Annotated in this window: 19 protein-coding genes; 16 read left to right on the top strand and 3 right to left on the bottom strand. The window is 46.1% G+C overall.

The annotated features are described in order from the left end of the window. The first annotated feature begins 9 nt into the window (after window positions 1-9). From K6T22_RS11235 to K6T22_RS11225, 3 genes are read left to right on the top strand one after another with little or no spacing between them, the layout of a single operon-like run. Window positions 10-471 carry a DUF420 domain-containing protein gene (locus K6T22_RS11235; protein WP_023468824.1) on the top strand — a complete coding sequence of 154 codons (462 nt, stop codon included), beginning with the start codon at window positions 10-12 and terminating at the stop codon, window positions 469-471. Window positions 472-483: 12 nt separating this feature from the next. Then, window positions 484-1,089 carry an SCO family protein gene (locus K6T22_RS11230; RefSeq protein WP_238237239.1) on the top strand — a complete coding sequence of 202 codons (606 nt, stop codon included), beginning with the start codon at window positions 484-486 and terminating at the stop codon, window positions 1,087-1,089. Between the two features lie 6 nt (window positions 1,090-1,095). Then, the gene (locus K6T22_RS11225; RefSeq protein ID WP_238237238.1) at window positions 1,096-1,353 is read left to right on the top strand and encodes a hypothetical protein; all 258 of its coding nucleotides are present in this window, start codon (window positions 1,096-1,098) and stop codon (window positions 1,351-1,353) included. 142 nt (window positions 1,354-1,495) lie between these two features. On the opposite strand, the gene K6T22_RS11220 is transcribed toward K6T22_RS11225, so the two are convergent. Both K6T22_RS11220 and K6T22_RS11215 read right to left on the bottom strand, forming a co-directional pair. Beyond that, window positions 1,496-1,846 carry a YugN family protein gene (locus K6T22_RS11220; RefSeq protein WP_035406760.1) on the bottom strand — a complete coding sequence of 117 codons (351 nt, stop codon included), beginning with the start codon at window positions 1,844-1,846 and terminating at the stop codon, window positions 1,496-1,498. A gap of 110 nt (window positions 1,847-1,956) precedes the next feature. Further along, on the bottom strand, window positions 1,957-2,724 hold the full coding sequence (locus tag K6T22_RS11215) for an ATP-grasp domain-containing protein (RefSeq protein WP_238237237.1): 768 nt from the start codon (window positions 2,722-2,724) through the stop codon (window positions 1,957-1,959). Window positions 2,725-2,825: 101 nt separating this feature from the next. On the opposite strand from K6T22_RS11215, the gene K6T22_RS11210 reads away from it, so the two are divergent. Genes K6T22_RS11210 through K6T22_RS11190 form a run of 5 tightly spaced genes read left to right on the top strand, consistent with a single transcriptional unit; the run spans window position 2,826 to window position 5,662 of the window. Further along, window positions 2,826-3,266: a YlbF/YmcA family competence regulator gene (locus tag K6T22_RS11210; RefSeq protein ID WP_238237236.1), complete on the top strand. Its 441-nt coding sequence runs from the start codon at window positions 2,826-2,828 to the stop codon at window positions 3,264-3,266. A gap of 24 nt (window positions 3,267-3,290) precedes the next feature. Beyond that, window positions 3,291-3,548: a YlbG family protein gene (locus tag K6T22_RS11205; RefSeq protein WP_023468818.1), complete on the top strand. Its 258-nt coding sequence runs from the start codon at window positions 3,291-3,293 to the stop codon at window positions 3,546-3,548. 46 nt (window positions 3,549-3,594) lie between these two features. After that, a complete protein-coding gene (rsmD, locus tag K6T22_RS11200; protein ID WP_283205682.1) occupies window positions 3,595-4,176 on the top strand; it encodes a 16S rRNA (guanine(966)-N(2))-methyltransferase RsmD in 582 nt (193 codons plus the stop codon). Further along, complete coding sequence (coaD, locus tag K6T22_RS11195; protein ID WP_029342153.1) at window positions 4,173-4,664, top strand: pantetheine-phosphate adenylyltransferase; 492 nt, start codon at window positions 4,173-4,175, stop codon at window positions 4,662-4,664. Before rsmD ends, coaD begins: the two co-directional genes overlap by 4 nt. Beyond that, window positions 4,664-5,662 carry a SepM family pheromone-processing serine protease gene (locus K6T22_RS11190; RefSeq protein ID WP_238237227.1) on the top strand — a complete coding sequence of 333 codons (999 nt, stop codon included), beginning with the start codon at window positions 4,664-4,666 and terminating at the stop codon, window positions 5,660-5,662. The genes coaD and K6T22_RS11190 overlap by 1 nt, the downstream gene beginning before the upstream one ends. On the opposite strand, the gene K6T22_RS11185 is transcribed toward K6T22_RS11190, so the two are convergent. Beyond that, window positions 5,635-6,786, bottom strand: coding sequence for a tRNA(Met) cytidine acetate ligase (locus tag K6T22_RS11185; protein WP_238237226.1), 1,152 nt, complete (start codon window positions 6,784-6,786; stop codon window positions 5,635-5,637). The genes K6T22_RS11190 and K6T22_RS11185 overlap by 28 nt on opposite strands. A gap of 156 nt (window positions 6,787-6,942) precedes the next feature. Between K6T22_RS11185 and K6T22_RS11180 the strand changes: the two genes are divergently transcribed. The 8 genes from K6T22_RS11180 to K6T22_RS11145 all read left to right on the top strand — a co-directional run bounded on the left by K6T22_RS11180 (window position 6,943) and on the right by K6T22_RS11145 (window position 14,160). Continuing rightward, the gene (locus tag K6T22_RS11180; RefSeq protein WP_029342150.1) at window positions 6,943-7,467 is read left to right on the top strand and encodes a YceD family protein; all 525 of its coding nucleotides are present in this window, start codon (window positions 6,943-6,945) and stop codon (window positions 7,465-7,467) included. A 46-nt stretch (window positions 7,468-7,513) separates the two neighbouring features. Beyond that, a complete protein-coding gene (rpmF, locus tag K6T22_RS11175) occupies window positions 7,514-7,687 on the top strand; it encodes a 50S ribosomal protein L32 (RefSeq protein WP_012370841.1) in 174 nt (57 codons plus the stop codon). Window positions 7,688-7,770: 83 nt separating this feature from the next. Beyond that, window positions 7,771-8,580, top strand: coding sequence for a ketopantoate reductase family protein (locus K6T22_RS11170; protein ID WP_238237224.1), 810 nt, complete (start codon window positions 7,771-7,773; stop codon window positions 8,578-8,580). Beyond that, a complete protein-coding gene (locus K6T22_RS11165; RefSeq protein WP_238237222.1) occupies window positions 8,577-8,933 on the top strand; it encodes a DUF3397 domain-containing protein in 357 nt (118 codons plus the stop codon). The genes K6T22_RS11170 and K6T22_RS11165 overlap by 4 nt, the downstream gene beginning before the upstream one ends. Before the next feature lie 29 nt (window positions 8,934-8,962). Further along, window positions 8,963-10,525: a bacillithiol biosynthesis cysteine-adding enzyme BshC gene (gene bshC / locus K6T22_RS11160; RefSeq protein ID WP_238237221.1), complete on the top strand. Its 1,563-nt coding sequence runs from the start codon at window positions 8,963-8,965 to the stop codon at window positions 10,523-10,525. A gap of 161 nt (window positions 10,526-10,686) precedes the next feature. Next, the gene (gene rsmH, locus K6T22_RS11155) at window positions 10,687-11,625 is read left to right on the top strand and encodes a 16S rRNA (cytosine(1402)-N(4))-methyltransferase RsmH (RefSeq protein ID WP_053453855.1); all 939 of its coding nucleotides are present in this window, start codon (window positions 10,687-10,689) and stop codon (window positions 11,623-11,625) included. A 13-nt stretch (window positions 11,626-11,638) separates the two neighbouring features. Continuing rightward, on the top strand, window positions 11,639-12,025 hold the full coding sequence (gene ftsL / locus K6T22_RS11150) for a cell division protein FtsL (protein ID WP_053453854.1): 387 nt from the start codon (window positions 11,639-11,641) through the stop codon (window positions 12,023-12,025). Then, window positions 12,022-14,160, top strand: a complete 2,139-nt coding sequence (locus tag K6T22_RS11145; RefSeq protein ID WP_238237217.1) for a penicillin-binding protein — start codon at window positions 12,022-12,024, stop codon at window positions 14,158-14,160. The genes ftsL and K6T22_RS11145 overlap by 4 nt, the downstream gene beginning before the upstream one ends. Window positions 14,161-14,171 lie beyond the last annotated feature (11 nt).

Below are 14,171 nucleotides of genomic sequence, written 5' to 3'. Positions count from 1 at the left end.
AGTTGGAACATGAGTTATTTGCCGTTGATTTGTGTATCGCTGATTGTCATCAGCGCGATTTTCGTAGCGATTGGCTGGTTCTTGATTGCCCAGACACGTCGTAACATGAAAGCTCACCAAACCGTGATGACAATTGCTGCTGCACTTGCCTTACTGTTCTTCATCATGTATGCCTTGCGGACGATTTTGCTTGGTAACACAGCTTTTGGCGGTCCGGAATCCGTCAAAGCCTACTACACAGGATTTTTGATTTTCCATATCCTACTTGCGACGTCAGGTGGGGTGCTCGGATTGATGGCACTGTATCACGCGTATAAGAAAAACTTCGCGCGTCACCGTAAAATCGGACCAGTTGCCTCGATCGTTTGGTTTTTGACAGCTATTACTGGTGTCATCGTGTACTGCTTATTATATGTCGTCTACGATCCGGGTGAGACGACAAACGTATTCCGGGCGATCTGGAGTCATTAAGGGGGAGCCAACTTGAAAAAGAATAGTTACTTGACGGTCGCTGCCGTCGTCCTTATCTTAGTTGCGGCAGCCGGGGGATATTATTATTTCTTCATGAAAGAAAAGTTACCTGTCATCGCTGAACCGACGCCATTTGAATTAACGAATGCTGTAGACGGAAAATCATTCAATTCGGAAGATGGAAAGGTCAAAGTATTGACGTTCTTCTACTCGAACTGTCCTGATATTTGTCCGTTGACGTTAAATGATTACCGGAAGCTCGAGAAAAAGTTACGGAGTGAAGAGTTATATGGAAGTGACGTCGAACTCGTGGCTGTGACGGTTGATCCGAAAGTCGATACACCAAAAGTCTTGAAGAAGTATGCTTCGAACTTTGAAGCAGATGCTAAGGGGTGGAAGGTATTGACGGGAGATTCGGTCGTCATCGACCGGTTGACACGTCAGTTGAACTTCTATTATTCGAAGGCGGAGAGTGGCTTAGTGACACACGGAACACAAATGTTCATTTTAGACCGTGAGAATAAAGTACGGGCTATCTCTTCGATGGCGAAGACACCGGATGAACCGGTCGACTTAGAAGAGGTCATGTCTTCGGTCACACAATTAGCAAAGGAGTGAAGGAAGATGACTTATGAAGAGTACATGCAAGGAGATGTTACCGTCTCTGTTCAAGCCATCGAGGAATTACTTGCTTGTGCGATCGAAGATTATGGCGTAAACCATTCCCGGATCAAACGGATGGACCGGGAAGAGATTGCTTTTAGTGTAAAGGTAGATGCACCGGCAACATCACTTCACGCACTCTATCTTCACGTACGCGAGCAGCTTGGGATTCAGCTCGGAGACGATGTTGTATCTTACGTGCAATTCGTCGCGCGTTAAGAGGAATGACGTGTACGTCTAATAACTACGATTAGATAGACAGATGTGCCAATGACTTCGGATGCGAGGTCATTGGCTTTTTTTGTTCAGGATGAAGAATAAAAAAATAGAGGCTCCTAATGGGAACCTCTACATGTAGAACTTATTTTTCGAGTGTTTCGAGCAATGCTGCTAAACGACGTTCGCAATCCTTAACGATTTCCGGAGGGAACGTTTCATCATACTCGACACCGTGTGGATAGTAGTGTTTACCGAGAAGTGGTGTCATCATTCGAACGACAGCATGACGATCTTCAATCTCACCCTGAATCGCATAGACTGGAACACGTAGGTAGAATACTTCACCCGTTGATTGTTTTTCGTACTTCATGTCATACATCGCACGTTCGTAATCCCACTGTCCTTCACGAACGAAACGGTGATGGTCCATGATTGTTTCGAGAAGACCGAACTTCAGTTCCTTGCCTTCGATACCATATTGTTCAAACTTCATGTTTGAATCCCCCTATACCCCAGTTTGCTAGTAGATACTAGTCTTTCCAAACTATCATACCATAATGAATGAAATGGTGACGCAAAAGATGTGAAGTCATTTTGAAGAATTCATGAACTTCCATATTTTCGTTCGACGTATTCAAGAATCGTATCTGGTGCATGAATGCCGAGGTGATTGAGTCCTTCGCCACCGAAGAAGACGTTGAACTCAAGAACGTACCATTGCCCGTCACGGATGATGAGATCGAAACCAGCGTGATCGATATCGAGCTGTTTCGCTAGCGCGAGCACGAAATCAATCGCATCTTGTGGCACATCATCAAAGTCAAGGACACCACCTTGAGCGACATTATTTAAGAACTGGGCACCACCGACGCGCCAGTACGCAGCGAGGACTTGATCGCCAACGACGACGATACGCAAATCTTTCTCGTTCGGGATATACTCCTGAATATAAAATGTCTCGTGCGTATCCGTGTATTTTTTCCAGTCCGCTTCATTTTTGATGAGGTGGACACCTTGTCCCATCGAACTCCGAACCGTCTTTGCGACGAACGGAAACGAAAATTCACGTAAGACACGTTCGACGGTGAATTCATTTTTGCCGTAGATGCCTGTTCGGGGGATGTTATCTGGAATGACGGTTTGAAAAATCCGCGTCATTTCAATTTTATCATGTCCTAAATGGAACGTAGCAGCAGATGGAAAAATCGGCTTTTTCATACCATAGATGATTGAGTGGATTTGCCAATATTCCGGGAACAAGACGACATCCGCTTGTTCGATTTTTTTTAAGGAATCAAAGTGATAATCTGATTTGGCATGTTCCGTCTTGATTCCAATCGTCCGGAACATATTAAAAGAGAGCAGTTGCATAGAGTTCATTCCTTCCTTCTGAACAAATTATACACAATTCAACAGGCTAGGAGGGAGAGAAATGTTATGATAAGATGGTAAAGTTAAGGAGGAGATTCGTTGTGATATATACCGATAAGACGATTGACCTCATCAACGCAGCGGAAGACCTCATTCGATCTCTCGCTCAAAGTGAAACGGGGCAAGCATATAGATGTGCGAAACAAGCACAGCAAGAGTCAGCAGAGGCACAGTCCGTCATCCGTGACTTCCATCAAGTCAAGGAGGACTATGAACTCGTACAACGATTTGGACGTTATCATCCTGACTATCAGACGATCACGAAAAAGGTTCATGAAGTCAAACGGCGACTGGATTTACAAGAGGAAGTCGCACAGTTCAAAAAAGCGGAAAAACAACTCGAGACGTTACTTGGACAAATTAGTCTGAAACTTGCTGGAGAAGTATCACCGCAAATCAAAGTACCAACGGGAAATCCGTTCTTTGACCAAGGGTGTGCCGGAGGTTGTTCGACCGGTGGCAGCTGTAGCTGTAGCGGATAACGAAGATGAAGGGGGTAGGCTGGCGTGATCAAGGAACGAGTGGGACTCATCGTCTATGTCAATGCGATGAAAGCATCCCGTCAATTACGCCGTTACGGGAACGTCTACTTTACGTCTAAACGTGAACGATACGTTCATCTGTATGTCGATTTAGATCAGCATGAACAGGTGATGGAAGTCATTTCGACTCTCCCGTTCGTCGAATCGATTAAACGTTCAGAACGACCGTTCATCACGGAGACGTTCGCGAACAAAAAAGGCAAAATGCCAGAAGAAGCATAATCCATGGAGCGATGAGGACATCCTCGTCGCTTCTTTTTTGAAAGGAATGAAGGAAATGCGAGTCATTTCAGGGGAACGGAAAGGAACACGACTAAAAGCAGTACCGGGGGATCAGACACGACCAACGACGGATAAGGTCAAGGAATCATTATTTAACGTCATCGGACCCTATTTCAACGGAGGGCGAGCACTTGATCTGTTTGCGGGGAGTGGTGGTCTTGGTATCGAGTCTCTTTCAAGAGGATGCGATGAAGCGGTTTTCGTCGATCAACACCATAAAGCCGTCCAAACGATCCAAGATAACTTACGAACGACACATTATACGAATCAAGCACGTGTGTTAAAAAAAGATGTCGCCGTCGCTTTAGCTGAACTAGCGTCTGAGGAACCATTCAAATTGATTTATTTAGATCCGCCGTATGCTAAAGAACGGTTGACCGAACATGTCACATACATAGAACAGCATGATATGCTGACGGACAATGGTGTCATCGTGTGTGAACATGACTCTGCTGTTGAATTACCGGATCAGATCGGACGGCTTGAAGTCGTGCGTCGACTTCGTTATTCCGCTGTCATCTCGATCACGTTGTACGAATTCATGGAAGCGGAGGAAGACCACGTATGAAACGAATCGCCATTTGCCCAGGTAGCTTTGATCCGATCACGAACGGACATTTAGACATCATCGAGCGTGCTGTTCCGATTTTTGATGAGATCATCGTTGCCGTATTGAACAATTCTTCGAAGCAGCCATTATTTTCGGTCCAAGAACGGATGGAATTGATTGCCGATGTGACGTCTCATCTACCGCAAATCAAGGTCGACTCCTTTAATGGTCTACTTGTCGATTACGCAGCGGAAGTCGGTGCGACTGCGATCGTCCGTGGACTACGAGCAGTCTCGGACTTTGAATACGAAATGCAAGTCGCATCCATCAACAAGAAGATGAACGATCAAATCGAAACACTGTTCATGATGACGAATAATCAGTACTCTTTCTTAAGTTCTTCGATCGTCAAGGAAGCTGCCAAATATGGCGCTTCGGTTGCCGACCTCGTACCGCCTTCAGTCGAAGAAGCGTTACGTCAGAAATATACGAAAGGAGAACTGTGATGAAAGCTTGGAAACCCGCCTTAGCAGCGATCATCGCTGCCTTGATCGTATTTTTCGTACCACTTCCTTATTTCATCTCGTATCCAGGTGATGCAACGTCGACGGAAGACTTGATTGATGTGTCTGGAGGCGATAAGGAACCAGGAGACTTAATGATGCTGACGATCGCGCAACGTCGGGCTACACCCTATTTCCTTATGGAAAGCCTATTCCTGTCGTTTTCAGAAACATCGAGTGTAAGTGATTATCTCTATGACGGCGAGTCAGACGCACAGTATGAAACGCGTCAGAAGCTGTACATGGAAGAAGCACAACATAACGCGACGATTGAAGCATATGAATTAGCAGATCAAAAGGTCGATGTTGATTTCAAAGGGGTTTACGTATCCGGTGTCATTCCGGGTGGTCCAGCTGAAGGGAAACTAAAGGCAGGAGACCGTATTACCGACGTTGACGGGAAAAAGGTAGCATCGTTTGAGGAATTCATGAAAACAATTCAAGCAAAAAAAGCGAAAACGCCAGTTGCGATTCAGTTCACGCGTAAATCGGAAGTCAAGAAGACGACGATTCGAGTGGACCAGTTATCAAAAGAGGTCAAACGAGTCGGACTTGGTATTTACGAACCGTTACCAATCTCAAACGTGACGACGGATCCTGAGATCGAATTTCGCGTCGAAGACGTCGGAGGACCTTCTGCTGGGATGATGTTCACGCTTGAAATCTACGATCAATTGACTCCAGGGGACTTGGCAAAAGGGCATAAAATCGCCGGTACGGGAACGATTGAAGAAGGTGGAAAGGTCGGACCGATTGGTGGGGCGTGGCAAAAGGTTGTCGCTGCTGACGAGGCAGAAGCAGAAATCATGTTCGTACCAGCAGGGGAGAACTACGAAGAAGCAAAACCATCGATCAAAAAACTCGGAACGAACATGAAGCTCGTTCCGATTAAGACAGTTGAAGATGCGATTGATTATTTAGAAGAACTTCCAGCGAAATAAGGAAAGTGACGGTGTTCGAGCAACGCGTCGTAGCGAGCCAAGGGCAGTGCGTATGCAGCTGTCACTTGGCTTTCTTTCGTTAGCCAAGGGTGATTCGTGAACGTACTGAATACGGGAGTCCGCGTTTTAATGATTCTAAGTGCCTGTCGTCCTTGTTCTGAAAAGGCGAGGGGGCGAACGAAATCAACATGGTCGTAATCGATCCGTGCGACCTCCTCTGCTGTCGTTGTCGTCAACAGATAGATCAGGGCACGCTGCAGGCTAGTTCGCGTATAGCGGCGTGTTTTGACGTAATTCAAAAAGGTATCGAACGTTACTGCTTGTTTCGCCCCTTCCACGAGTCGTGGTGCTAACGAAGCATCGATTCCGGCAATCCGTATCAACTCTGAAAGGGGTGTCGTTAATAGACGTTGGCGAATCGATGGGTAATAGTGCGAGAAGTTAGCAAAAGAAGCGTTTGTCAAGACATCCTCCGTCTGTACGGGAAGCGCGAGCAACTGACCATGGGTCTGGTAATGAGCGCGTATCGCGGTGGCGCTCATGATATCTCCAGTTGATAGATCATGATAGCCACTTCCGATTCGCTGCGTCGTGTGAAGCGAAAGTGTTTTTGCAGCGCGAGCATAATAATAACCGAGGGTATTGTTCGGCTGCGTCAAATCAAGCGTCTGTGAGGCGCTCTTGAAGGCTTGGCTGGCAGCGTGGGCAGAAGAGAGACCTGCTGCTAATCCGTCGCGTAATGCTTGTTTGTAGGCAGGTGTCTCTTCGATCTGCTCTGATGCGGCATGTAGAAACGGTTCAATCTCTCCGCACTCACTTCCAAACGAAAGTGACTGACAACCGATCGTCTCGGCAATCGTCACACCACCACGCGCAAAACGATCTGCACGCTGGACGGCGAAATAAAAGGGAAGTTCGAGGACAAGATCAACAGCACCGCTTGCAACCGCTGCTTGAGCGCGTGTCCATTTATCCGTAAATGCGGGTTCCCCTCGCTGCATGAACGTCCCGCTCATGATAGCGACGATGACATCGGCACCCGTTTCCCGTCGTGCTGTAGTCGCTTGATAATAGTGTCCATTGTGAAACGGATTGTACTCTGAAATGATAGCTGTCATCCTCATGAAAACTTTCTCCTTTGCAAACCGAATTAAGTGCGGTAATATGGATAAAGACGTCCAAAAGTGTTCGTTCTCTAGCGATTTCAGTGTAAAGAAAAAACATTGACAAAACAAGATGTCCTCTCTATAATTCATATTGTTGCAATTGAGGTGATTCGGATGAAATGGTCCCTGATGCAATTGAATAAATTGCGCAATCTGGGTCAACTTCAGGTTAACGAGACGATCGAGCTCAATGAGCTAGTCGCCCTCCATCCGGATATCCGGGCGGTGCAACCTGTGCACGTTCGTGCAAATGCATCGTTTACATCGAATCAATTAATATTCAATCTTCGGATTACCGGCGAAATGACGCTTCCGGATGCCCGGACGCTGAGTGACGTCGCTTATCCATTCGAGATTGAATCCATCGAGCCATTCCTGCTCGAAGTCGATGCTGTTTCGAATGAAGCAGATGACATCAACGTACCGATCGGGAATACGGTCGATCTTCGACCGCTCGTGCAAGAATTGATTTTACTTCATGTGCCAGTGCAAGTGCATGGGGATGATGAAGAGAATCAGTTGGTTGAGGGGGAAGGCTGGACGATTCTTTCTGAAGAAGATCCAGAGGAAACCGAACCAAAAATCGATCCGCGACTCGCGGGTCTCGCTCAGTTCTTTAAAAAAGATCAGGATTCCTGATTTCTGAAGTAAAGGCGAGTGTATTTTTTCAAGGAGGTGGACAACGATGGCAGTACCATTCCGCAGAACGTCGAAAACACGCAAACGTCTTCGCCGTACTCATTTCAAACTCCGTGTACCAGGTATGGTCGAGTGCCCAAACTGTGGTGAAATGAAACTTTCACACCGTGTTTGTAAAGCATGTGGCTCGTACAAAGGTAAAGAAATCGTCAGCAAGTAAGCTGATTGATCGGTATAAAAGCGACCTTCAAATCGAGAAATCGGTTTTAAGGTCGCTTTTTTCATGAAAGGGGATATGAATAGATGAACGTTGGGATTATTGGCGCGGGAGCCATCGGTTTATTGCTTGCCTCCTATTTATCGGAAGAACATTCAGTCACGCTTTATACACGACAAGAACAAGAAGAAGAAAGACCGGTCATTCGAGACGGACAAGCGAGTCGCCTCGTACGAGTCCGGAAGATTGATCGACTCGAGTCAGAAGACTTGGTGTTTGTTGCGACAAAGTCGTATGATATAAAAAGTGTGATTCCAATATTAGAACGGCTAACGTGTCCCGTCATGTTTCTGCAGAACGGGATGGACCATCTGCAGTGGAAAGAGCGATTGCCGCATGTCTTGTTCGGTGTCGTCGAGCATGGTGCCATGCGCACGGCGCCGTTTGAAGTCAAACATACTGGGAAAGGGCGCATCCGTTACGGCAACCAAGCGATCTCGGACTTATCGTCAAAACAACTACGTTTTGAATTCGAATCAGATATGGAAGCTGTCTTATTGACGAAACTGTTCATTAACGTCGTCATCAATCCAGTGACTGCCTATTACGGCGTCGAGAATGGATGCTTACTTGAAATGCCTTATCGACAAGAAGCCCGTCAATTGTTTGACGAGATGCGGACGATTTTCCCGCACCATGACATTACTTATTCCGAAATTGAGCGGATCATGGAGAATACGAGCAAAAATCGTTCTTCCATGTTACGAGATTTTGAAAACGGACGACAAACAGAAGTAGAACCGATACTCGGGTATGCGTTACGTCAAGCGACGACTGCGACACCACGCTTATCTTTTTATTATGAACAGATTAAACAGAGGGAGGGTCCGCAGTGACGGTCTTCATCATTTTTCCTTTATTCAGCCTGATTGCGTTGTATCTCATCTTTCTACTTCTGTTTCGAAAGCATGGGAAGGCAGTTCGCTTTGCACTCGATTTTGGAACGTTCATCGTTCTTTATGCGATTCATGTCGCGTTGATCGCCTTGACCGGAACGAACTATCTGGGATGGATCGTCATCGCCGTGCTGATGGTTTTTGCGTTAAATGCGCTCTGGCAACGGATTCGACAACTCGATGTCGATTTGAGACAAATGATTCGACATAGTTGGCGGATTATCATCTTGCTGGCATTACCTGTTCATTTCGTATTATTCGTGCTTGGTATACGTCAACTGTTCATCAGCTGACCAGTTAGGTAAGAAAGAAGGGATTTTGTTTGAAGGTACAACCATTTGAAGCCTTATATGATGATAACTCGTTGATGCATCGTGCTTCACGAGAAGAATTCTTAACATATGTCGACCACATGGGGGAGAGCGGTTTACAGTCGAGAAGTCGTTTACTCGAGGAACGTCACTATCCGCATCTCGCGACGTTAACGGACGAACTCGAACGTCAAAATCCGAACATGACGGAGCGGTTGCGGGAACGCGTCGCAAAGCTTCGTACGGGTGAAGCCCAAGCGGTCGTTACAGGACAACAAACCGGCATTTTTGGCGGACCATTATATGCCATCTATAAATTATTGACCTGTCTCAAGGTCGCGCAGCAGGCGGAGGCGACGCTCGGACGTCCTGTCGTTCCGATTTTTTGGCTCGCGACCGAAGATCACGATTTTGATGAAATTAACCATGTTTATGTTCCAACAGCAGATTTTCAAACACGAAAGATTGCGATTGCACCGGCAGAATCGATTGCCCGCTCAGTCAGTCGACTCTCTTTTGATCAGTTAGCACTTCTTGAAATGATTGAAGAGACGTTCCGAGCAATGCCAGAGACGGTGCATACAAAACGATTAGTCTTGCGTCTGAAGCAGCTCGTTGAGGAATGTACATCATACGGGATGTTCTTTTCACAATTAATCGGTGAACTGATCGATTTTGATGTCGTCTTCTTTGATGCTGATACACAAGCGGTCCGTGAACTTGAAATTCCGTTTTTTGAACGATTGATTCAAGACAACGCAGAATTCAGACAGGCTCTGACGGATGGGATTGCACAGACGACCGAATTACCCGATACATTCTTGAACGAGGAAGCGGCACATCTCTTCATTGATGATCATGGTCGTCAGTTACTTTATCCAACGGTAGACGGATTTGAGACGAAACAAGGTAAGCACTATACAGAGCTTGAGTTGATTGCGTTGTTGTATGCTAGTCCGGAGCGTTTCTCAAATAGTGTCGTCACGCGTCCGTTGATGCAGGATTACTTGTTCCCGACGCTTGCTTATATCGGTGGTCCAGGAGAATTAGCCTACTGGACACGCTTACGACCGCTCTTCCATCATCTGAATTGGACGATGCCACTATTGATTCCCCGCATGGGTGGATTACTTGTGCGCCGTAGCGACGAAAAACGTCTCGCAAAACTGGATGTATCGATTGAAAAAATCATTCAATCAGGCGTTCCGATTCCGGTCTATTCAGAAGAGAAGATGACAGGGCGTTTGCATACGGCGACGATGCTAAAAGATAGTTTTGTCTCCGAGTTCCTCTCGCTCGAGCACGATCTACTGCGGACTTCGAGCAAGAGTGAGAAGATTAAGAAGCAACTCGAACAATCGATCACTAGTCTGCTGGCAGAAGATCAACGTCAGTTTGACCGACAGACGCGGCAATATAAAGAGACAGCTTACCATCTGCTTCCGGATGGAGCGCCACAAGAACGGATTCATTCTGTCTTACCGTGGTTGAATCATCACGGTCCTGATTTTGTTCGGGACTTAAGGAAAGCCTATGAAGCGAATACGAGTGACCAACTGAAGATTTTCCTCTAAACCTGCTGAAACAAGCAGGTTTTTTCGTTTTTTTAGCGAAAATTACACAAAAGTTAAATAAATCAAGAAAACTGTCTCATTTTCGTAACGTTTTCACGAGAGAATATGATACATTGAAAAAGAGTAACGTCCTTCAAGGACAGTGAAAGGTGAGGCAGGACATGTTTGAGCATGAAACAGTATTGAAATGGGAGTCAATCGAAGGACTCGCGATTAAACCCGACGGTATTTACGTCGATTGTACATTGGGCGGAGCAGGACACAGCGAAGAGATCGTCAAACAATTGACGACTGGTCATCTATATGCATTTGATCAAGATGATGTCGCACTCGCTCATGCAGCAGAACGTCTCGCGGCGTATGAAGGTCGCTTTACTTTAATAAAGAGTAATTTTGCTTATTTAAAAGATCAACTAGCAGCACATGGCGTCGAGAAAGTGGACGGCATCTTATTCGATCTCGGTGTCTCTTCACCACAACTAGACGAAGGGGAACGGGGATTTAGTTACAATCACGACGCACGTCTCGACATGCGCATGGATCAATCTTCTCCACTTTCTGCCTACGAAGTCGTCAATGAGTGGCCGTACAATGATCTCGTACGTATCTTCTTTACATACGGGGAAGAGAAGTTCTCGAAACAGATTGCGCGTAAAATCGAAAAAGCGCGGGAAGAGCGACCGATCGAGACGACATTCGAACTCGTTGAATTGATCAAGGATGCGATTCCAGCACCTGCACGACGCAAAGGTGGTCACCCTGCGAAACGGACGTTCCAAGCAATCCGGATTGCCGTCAATGACGAATTAAACGTCTTTGACCGTGCGGTACACCAAGCAATTGATGTATTACGAGTTGGTGGACGTCTATGTGTCATCACGTTCCATTCACTCGAAGATCGCATGTGTAAGCAGGCAATTAAAGAAAAATCATCACTACCCGAGCTTCCGCCGGGCTTACCGATGATTCCCGTCGAAATGGAGCCGGAACTTCGACTCGTTACACGCAAGCCGATTACGGCTGGCGTCGAAGAGCTCGATGACAACCGTCGTGCCCGATCGGCAAAATTACGAATTGCTGAAAAAATGAAAGAATCTTGAGAGGAGCATTCCAATGGCAGAACCACTTCGTAAATCGGTCCAAACGGTTCAACCCGTTCGTCAACAACCTGTTCAGGAACCACGGAAGACGGAAGATATCGCTCGTCGCGTCGCCGTCCGTCCGAAGTATCGCTTGTATCCTTTTGAAAAATTCTTATACAGTGCGATGATTGGTGGTCTTGTGTTATTTGGGAGTTTGACGATCAGTACACACAACGAGGCATATAACGTCAGCCGAGACTTAGCAAAAGAAAATCAAGTCACGCAAACCCTCAACAAGGAAAACGAACGTTTACAACTAGAGGTCACGAACTTAAGCTCTCCAGAACGGATTTATAAGATTGCGAAAGAACAGGGTCTTGATATGCGTAAAGGGAACATCAAGGTGATTCCTAAATGAATCCACTGAAAAAATCCCGTTGGAGAGTAGCCTTTATCATGGTGATATTTGCTACTCTCTTTTTTGTGTTCATTGGCCGATTTTTGTACTTAGCAACGACGAAACAGTTTCATGGTGAAGATATGATTGCGTATGCCGAGAAGAAACGATGGGAATCACAGGAAACACTTGGAGCGGAGCGAGGCGAGATCTTCGACCGTCTCGGGTCTCCGATTGCGATCAACGTTCCATCCTATCATCTAATTGGGATTTACCGACTTGGTGGTGTCAAAGATCCAGATGAAACGATTGTCGATTTTAAAAAGACGGCGGAAGGTCTTGCGCCGATTCTAGGTATGACAACAAAGGAACTAGAAACGTACCTAATTGAAAACAAGGACCGTTCCCAAATCGAATTTGGAAAAAAAGGGAATGACTTAACGCTCGATCAAAAAGAGAAAATCGACAAACTAAACCTTCCTGGAATCCGAATGATTGAGGAGCCGAAGCGTTATTATCCGAATGGGATCTTCCTGTCCGATACGCTTGGTTTCGTTCAAAAGATCACGGAAGAAAATGGACGAGTCGCCTTACAAGGACAGATGGGAATCGAGAAACAGTATGATAATGCCTTAAGTGAATCATACGGAGCGCGTGTCTTTGAAAAGGATCGCAGTGGCAATCCGTTGATTCAGGGTTCATCTCGTGTCTCGAACGAACCGAAGGATGGATCGAATCTCTATTTGACGATCGATCATCGTATTCAACAGTCACTTGAAAAAGAGATGCAAAAAATGTACAACACGTACAAACCGAAAAATGCGACGGGAATCGTCATGGACGCGAAGACTGGTGAAATCCTCGCCATGGCGGATCGACCATCGTTCAACCCGAATCTACGTGACATGAAGGACTTTACGAACTTCGCCGTGTCATCACGATTCGAACCGGGTTCAACGATGAAAATCTTTACGCTTGCAGCAGCAATCGATGCTGGAGTCTTCCGTCCGAACGAGATGTACAAATCGGGTAGTTATAACTACAAAGGAACCGTCATCAAAGATTACAATGATGTCGGGTGGGGCACGATCCCGATGATAGAGGGCGTCTATCACTCCTCAAACGTCATGTTCTCGAAGTTGACTGCGGAAAAACTCGGAATCGAGCGTTATAAAGATTACTTTAAGAAGTTTCATTTTGATCAACGAACGGGTATAGACATCTCGGGAGAAGTAAACAGTCAATCTGATTTGTCAAAACCGTTGAATGCACTCATCACTTCATGGGGGCAATCAACAGCGGTCACACCGATGCAACTGCTTCAAGGGGCAACGGCAATCGCTGGTGACGGTGAGATGGTCAAACCGCATATCATTCAAAAAGCGGATCATACGGATAAAGCACCTTATCGGGCAAAAACAGAAGTCGTCGGTAAACCGATTTCTGCTGAAGCTGCGAAGGCGACCCGCGAAGCACTTGATGGTGTCGTCAACAGTAAAATCGGAACCGGTCAAATGTATAAGTTAAAAGATTACCGTGTCATCGGTAAGACGGGTACGGCGCAGATTTCTGAGAATGGAAAATACATTCAAGGTCAATTTATTCACTCGTTCATCGGTATGGCGCCAAAAGATGATCCAGAATTGATCATGTATATCGCAGTTGATCGTCCGTCGAAAAATGAATCGTCGGTTTCAGGTCCACTCATTATGAGTCCTGTGTTCAAGAATGTCATGAATACGGCATTACAATATCGCAGTATTCAACCGGAAACGCAGAAAGATTCGGTTGATGTCAAAGCGAAGATTATGCCGAGCTACATTCAGAAGAGTGCTCGTCAAGCGACTGATTTGGCAAAAGAACAAGATGCCGTTCCAATCATCCTTGGTGATGGTGCGGAAGTCGTTTCGCAAATCCCTTCTCGCGGTCAAGAGTTCGTCAGTGGAGAGCGTGTCTTGCTGAAAACATCAAACACGTTCAAGATGCCAGATCTGACCGGTTGGTCACAACGAGACGTCAAAAAGCTCGTCAGCTTATATGACTTGAAGCTTGACGTCATCGGTAAAGGTTTTGTAACCAAACAATCGGCTCGAGCTGGTACACTAGTGAAGGAAAATGGAAAGTTGACGGTTGAACTAGCTGAACCTAAAGATTAACGGTAGAGCAA

The sequence above is a fragment of the Exiguobacterium acetylicum genome (assembly GCF_022170825.1).
Lineage (GTDB): Bacteria > Bacillota > Bacilli > Exiguobacteriales > Exiguobacteriaceae > Exiguobacterium_A > Exiguobacterium_A acetylicum_B.
This window is presented reverse-complemented; position numbering and strand designations above follow the sequence as displayed.

Excerpts from the sequence above, each read along its gene's own strand:
- K6T22_RS11235 (WP_023468824.1), top strand. The coding sequence starts at position 10 with ATGAGTTATTTGCCGTTGATTTGTGTATCGCTGATTGTCATCAGCGCG.
- K6T22_RS11225 (WP_238237238.1), top strand. The coding sequence starts at position 1,096 with ATGACTTATGAAGAGTACATGCAAGGAGATGTTACCGTCTCTGTTCAA.
- K6T22_RS11220 (WP_035406760.1), bottom strand. The coding sequence starts at position 1,846 with ATGAAGTTTGAACAATATGGTATCGAAGGCAAGGAACTGAAGTTCGGT.
- K6T22_RS11215 (WP_238237237.1), bottom strand. The coding sequence starts at position 2,724 with ATGCAACTGCTCTCTTTTAATATGTTCCGGACGATTGGAATCAAGACG.
- rsmD (WP_283205682.1), top strand. The coding sequence starts at position 3,595 with ATGAAGGAAATGCGAGTCATTTCAGGGGAACGGAAAGGAACACGACTA.
- coaD (WP_029342153.1), top strand. The coding sequence starts at position 4,173 with ATGAAACGAATCGCCATTTGCCCAGGTAGCTTTGATCCGATCACGAAC.
- K6T22_RS11190 (WP_238237227.1), top strand. The coding sequence starts at position 4,664 with ATGAAAGCTTGGAAACCCGCCTTAGCAGCGATCATCGCTGCCTTGATC.
- K6T22_RS11185 (WP_238237226.1), bottom strand. The coding sequence starts at position 6,786 with ATGAGGATGACAGCTATCATTTCAGAGTACAATCCGTTTCACAATGGA.
- K6T22_RS11180 (WP_029342150.1), top strand. The coding sequence starts at position 6,943 with ATGAAATGGTCCCTGATGCAATTGAATAAATTGCGCAATCTGGGTCAA.
- rpmF (WP_012370841.1), top strand. The coding sequence starts at position 7,514 with ATGGCAGTACCATTCCGCAGAACGTCGAAAACACGCAAACGTCTTCGC.
- K6T22_RS11170 (WP_238237224.1), top strand. The coding sequence starts at position 7,771 with ATGAACGTTGGGATTATTGGCGCGGGAGCCATCGGTTTATTGCTTGCC.
- rsmH (WP_053453855.1), top strand. The coding sequence starts at position 10,687 with ATGTTTGAGCATGAAACAGTATTGAAATGGGAGTCAATCGAAGGACTC.
- ftsL (WP_053453854.1), top strand. The coding sequence starts at position 11,639 with ATGGCAGAACCACTTCGTAAATCGGTCCAAACGGTTCAACCCGTTCGT.
- K6T22_RS11145 (WP_238237217.1), top strand. The coding sequence starts at position 12,022 with ATGAATCCACTGAAAAAATCCCGTTGGAGAGTAGCCTTTATCATGGTG.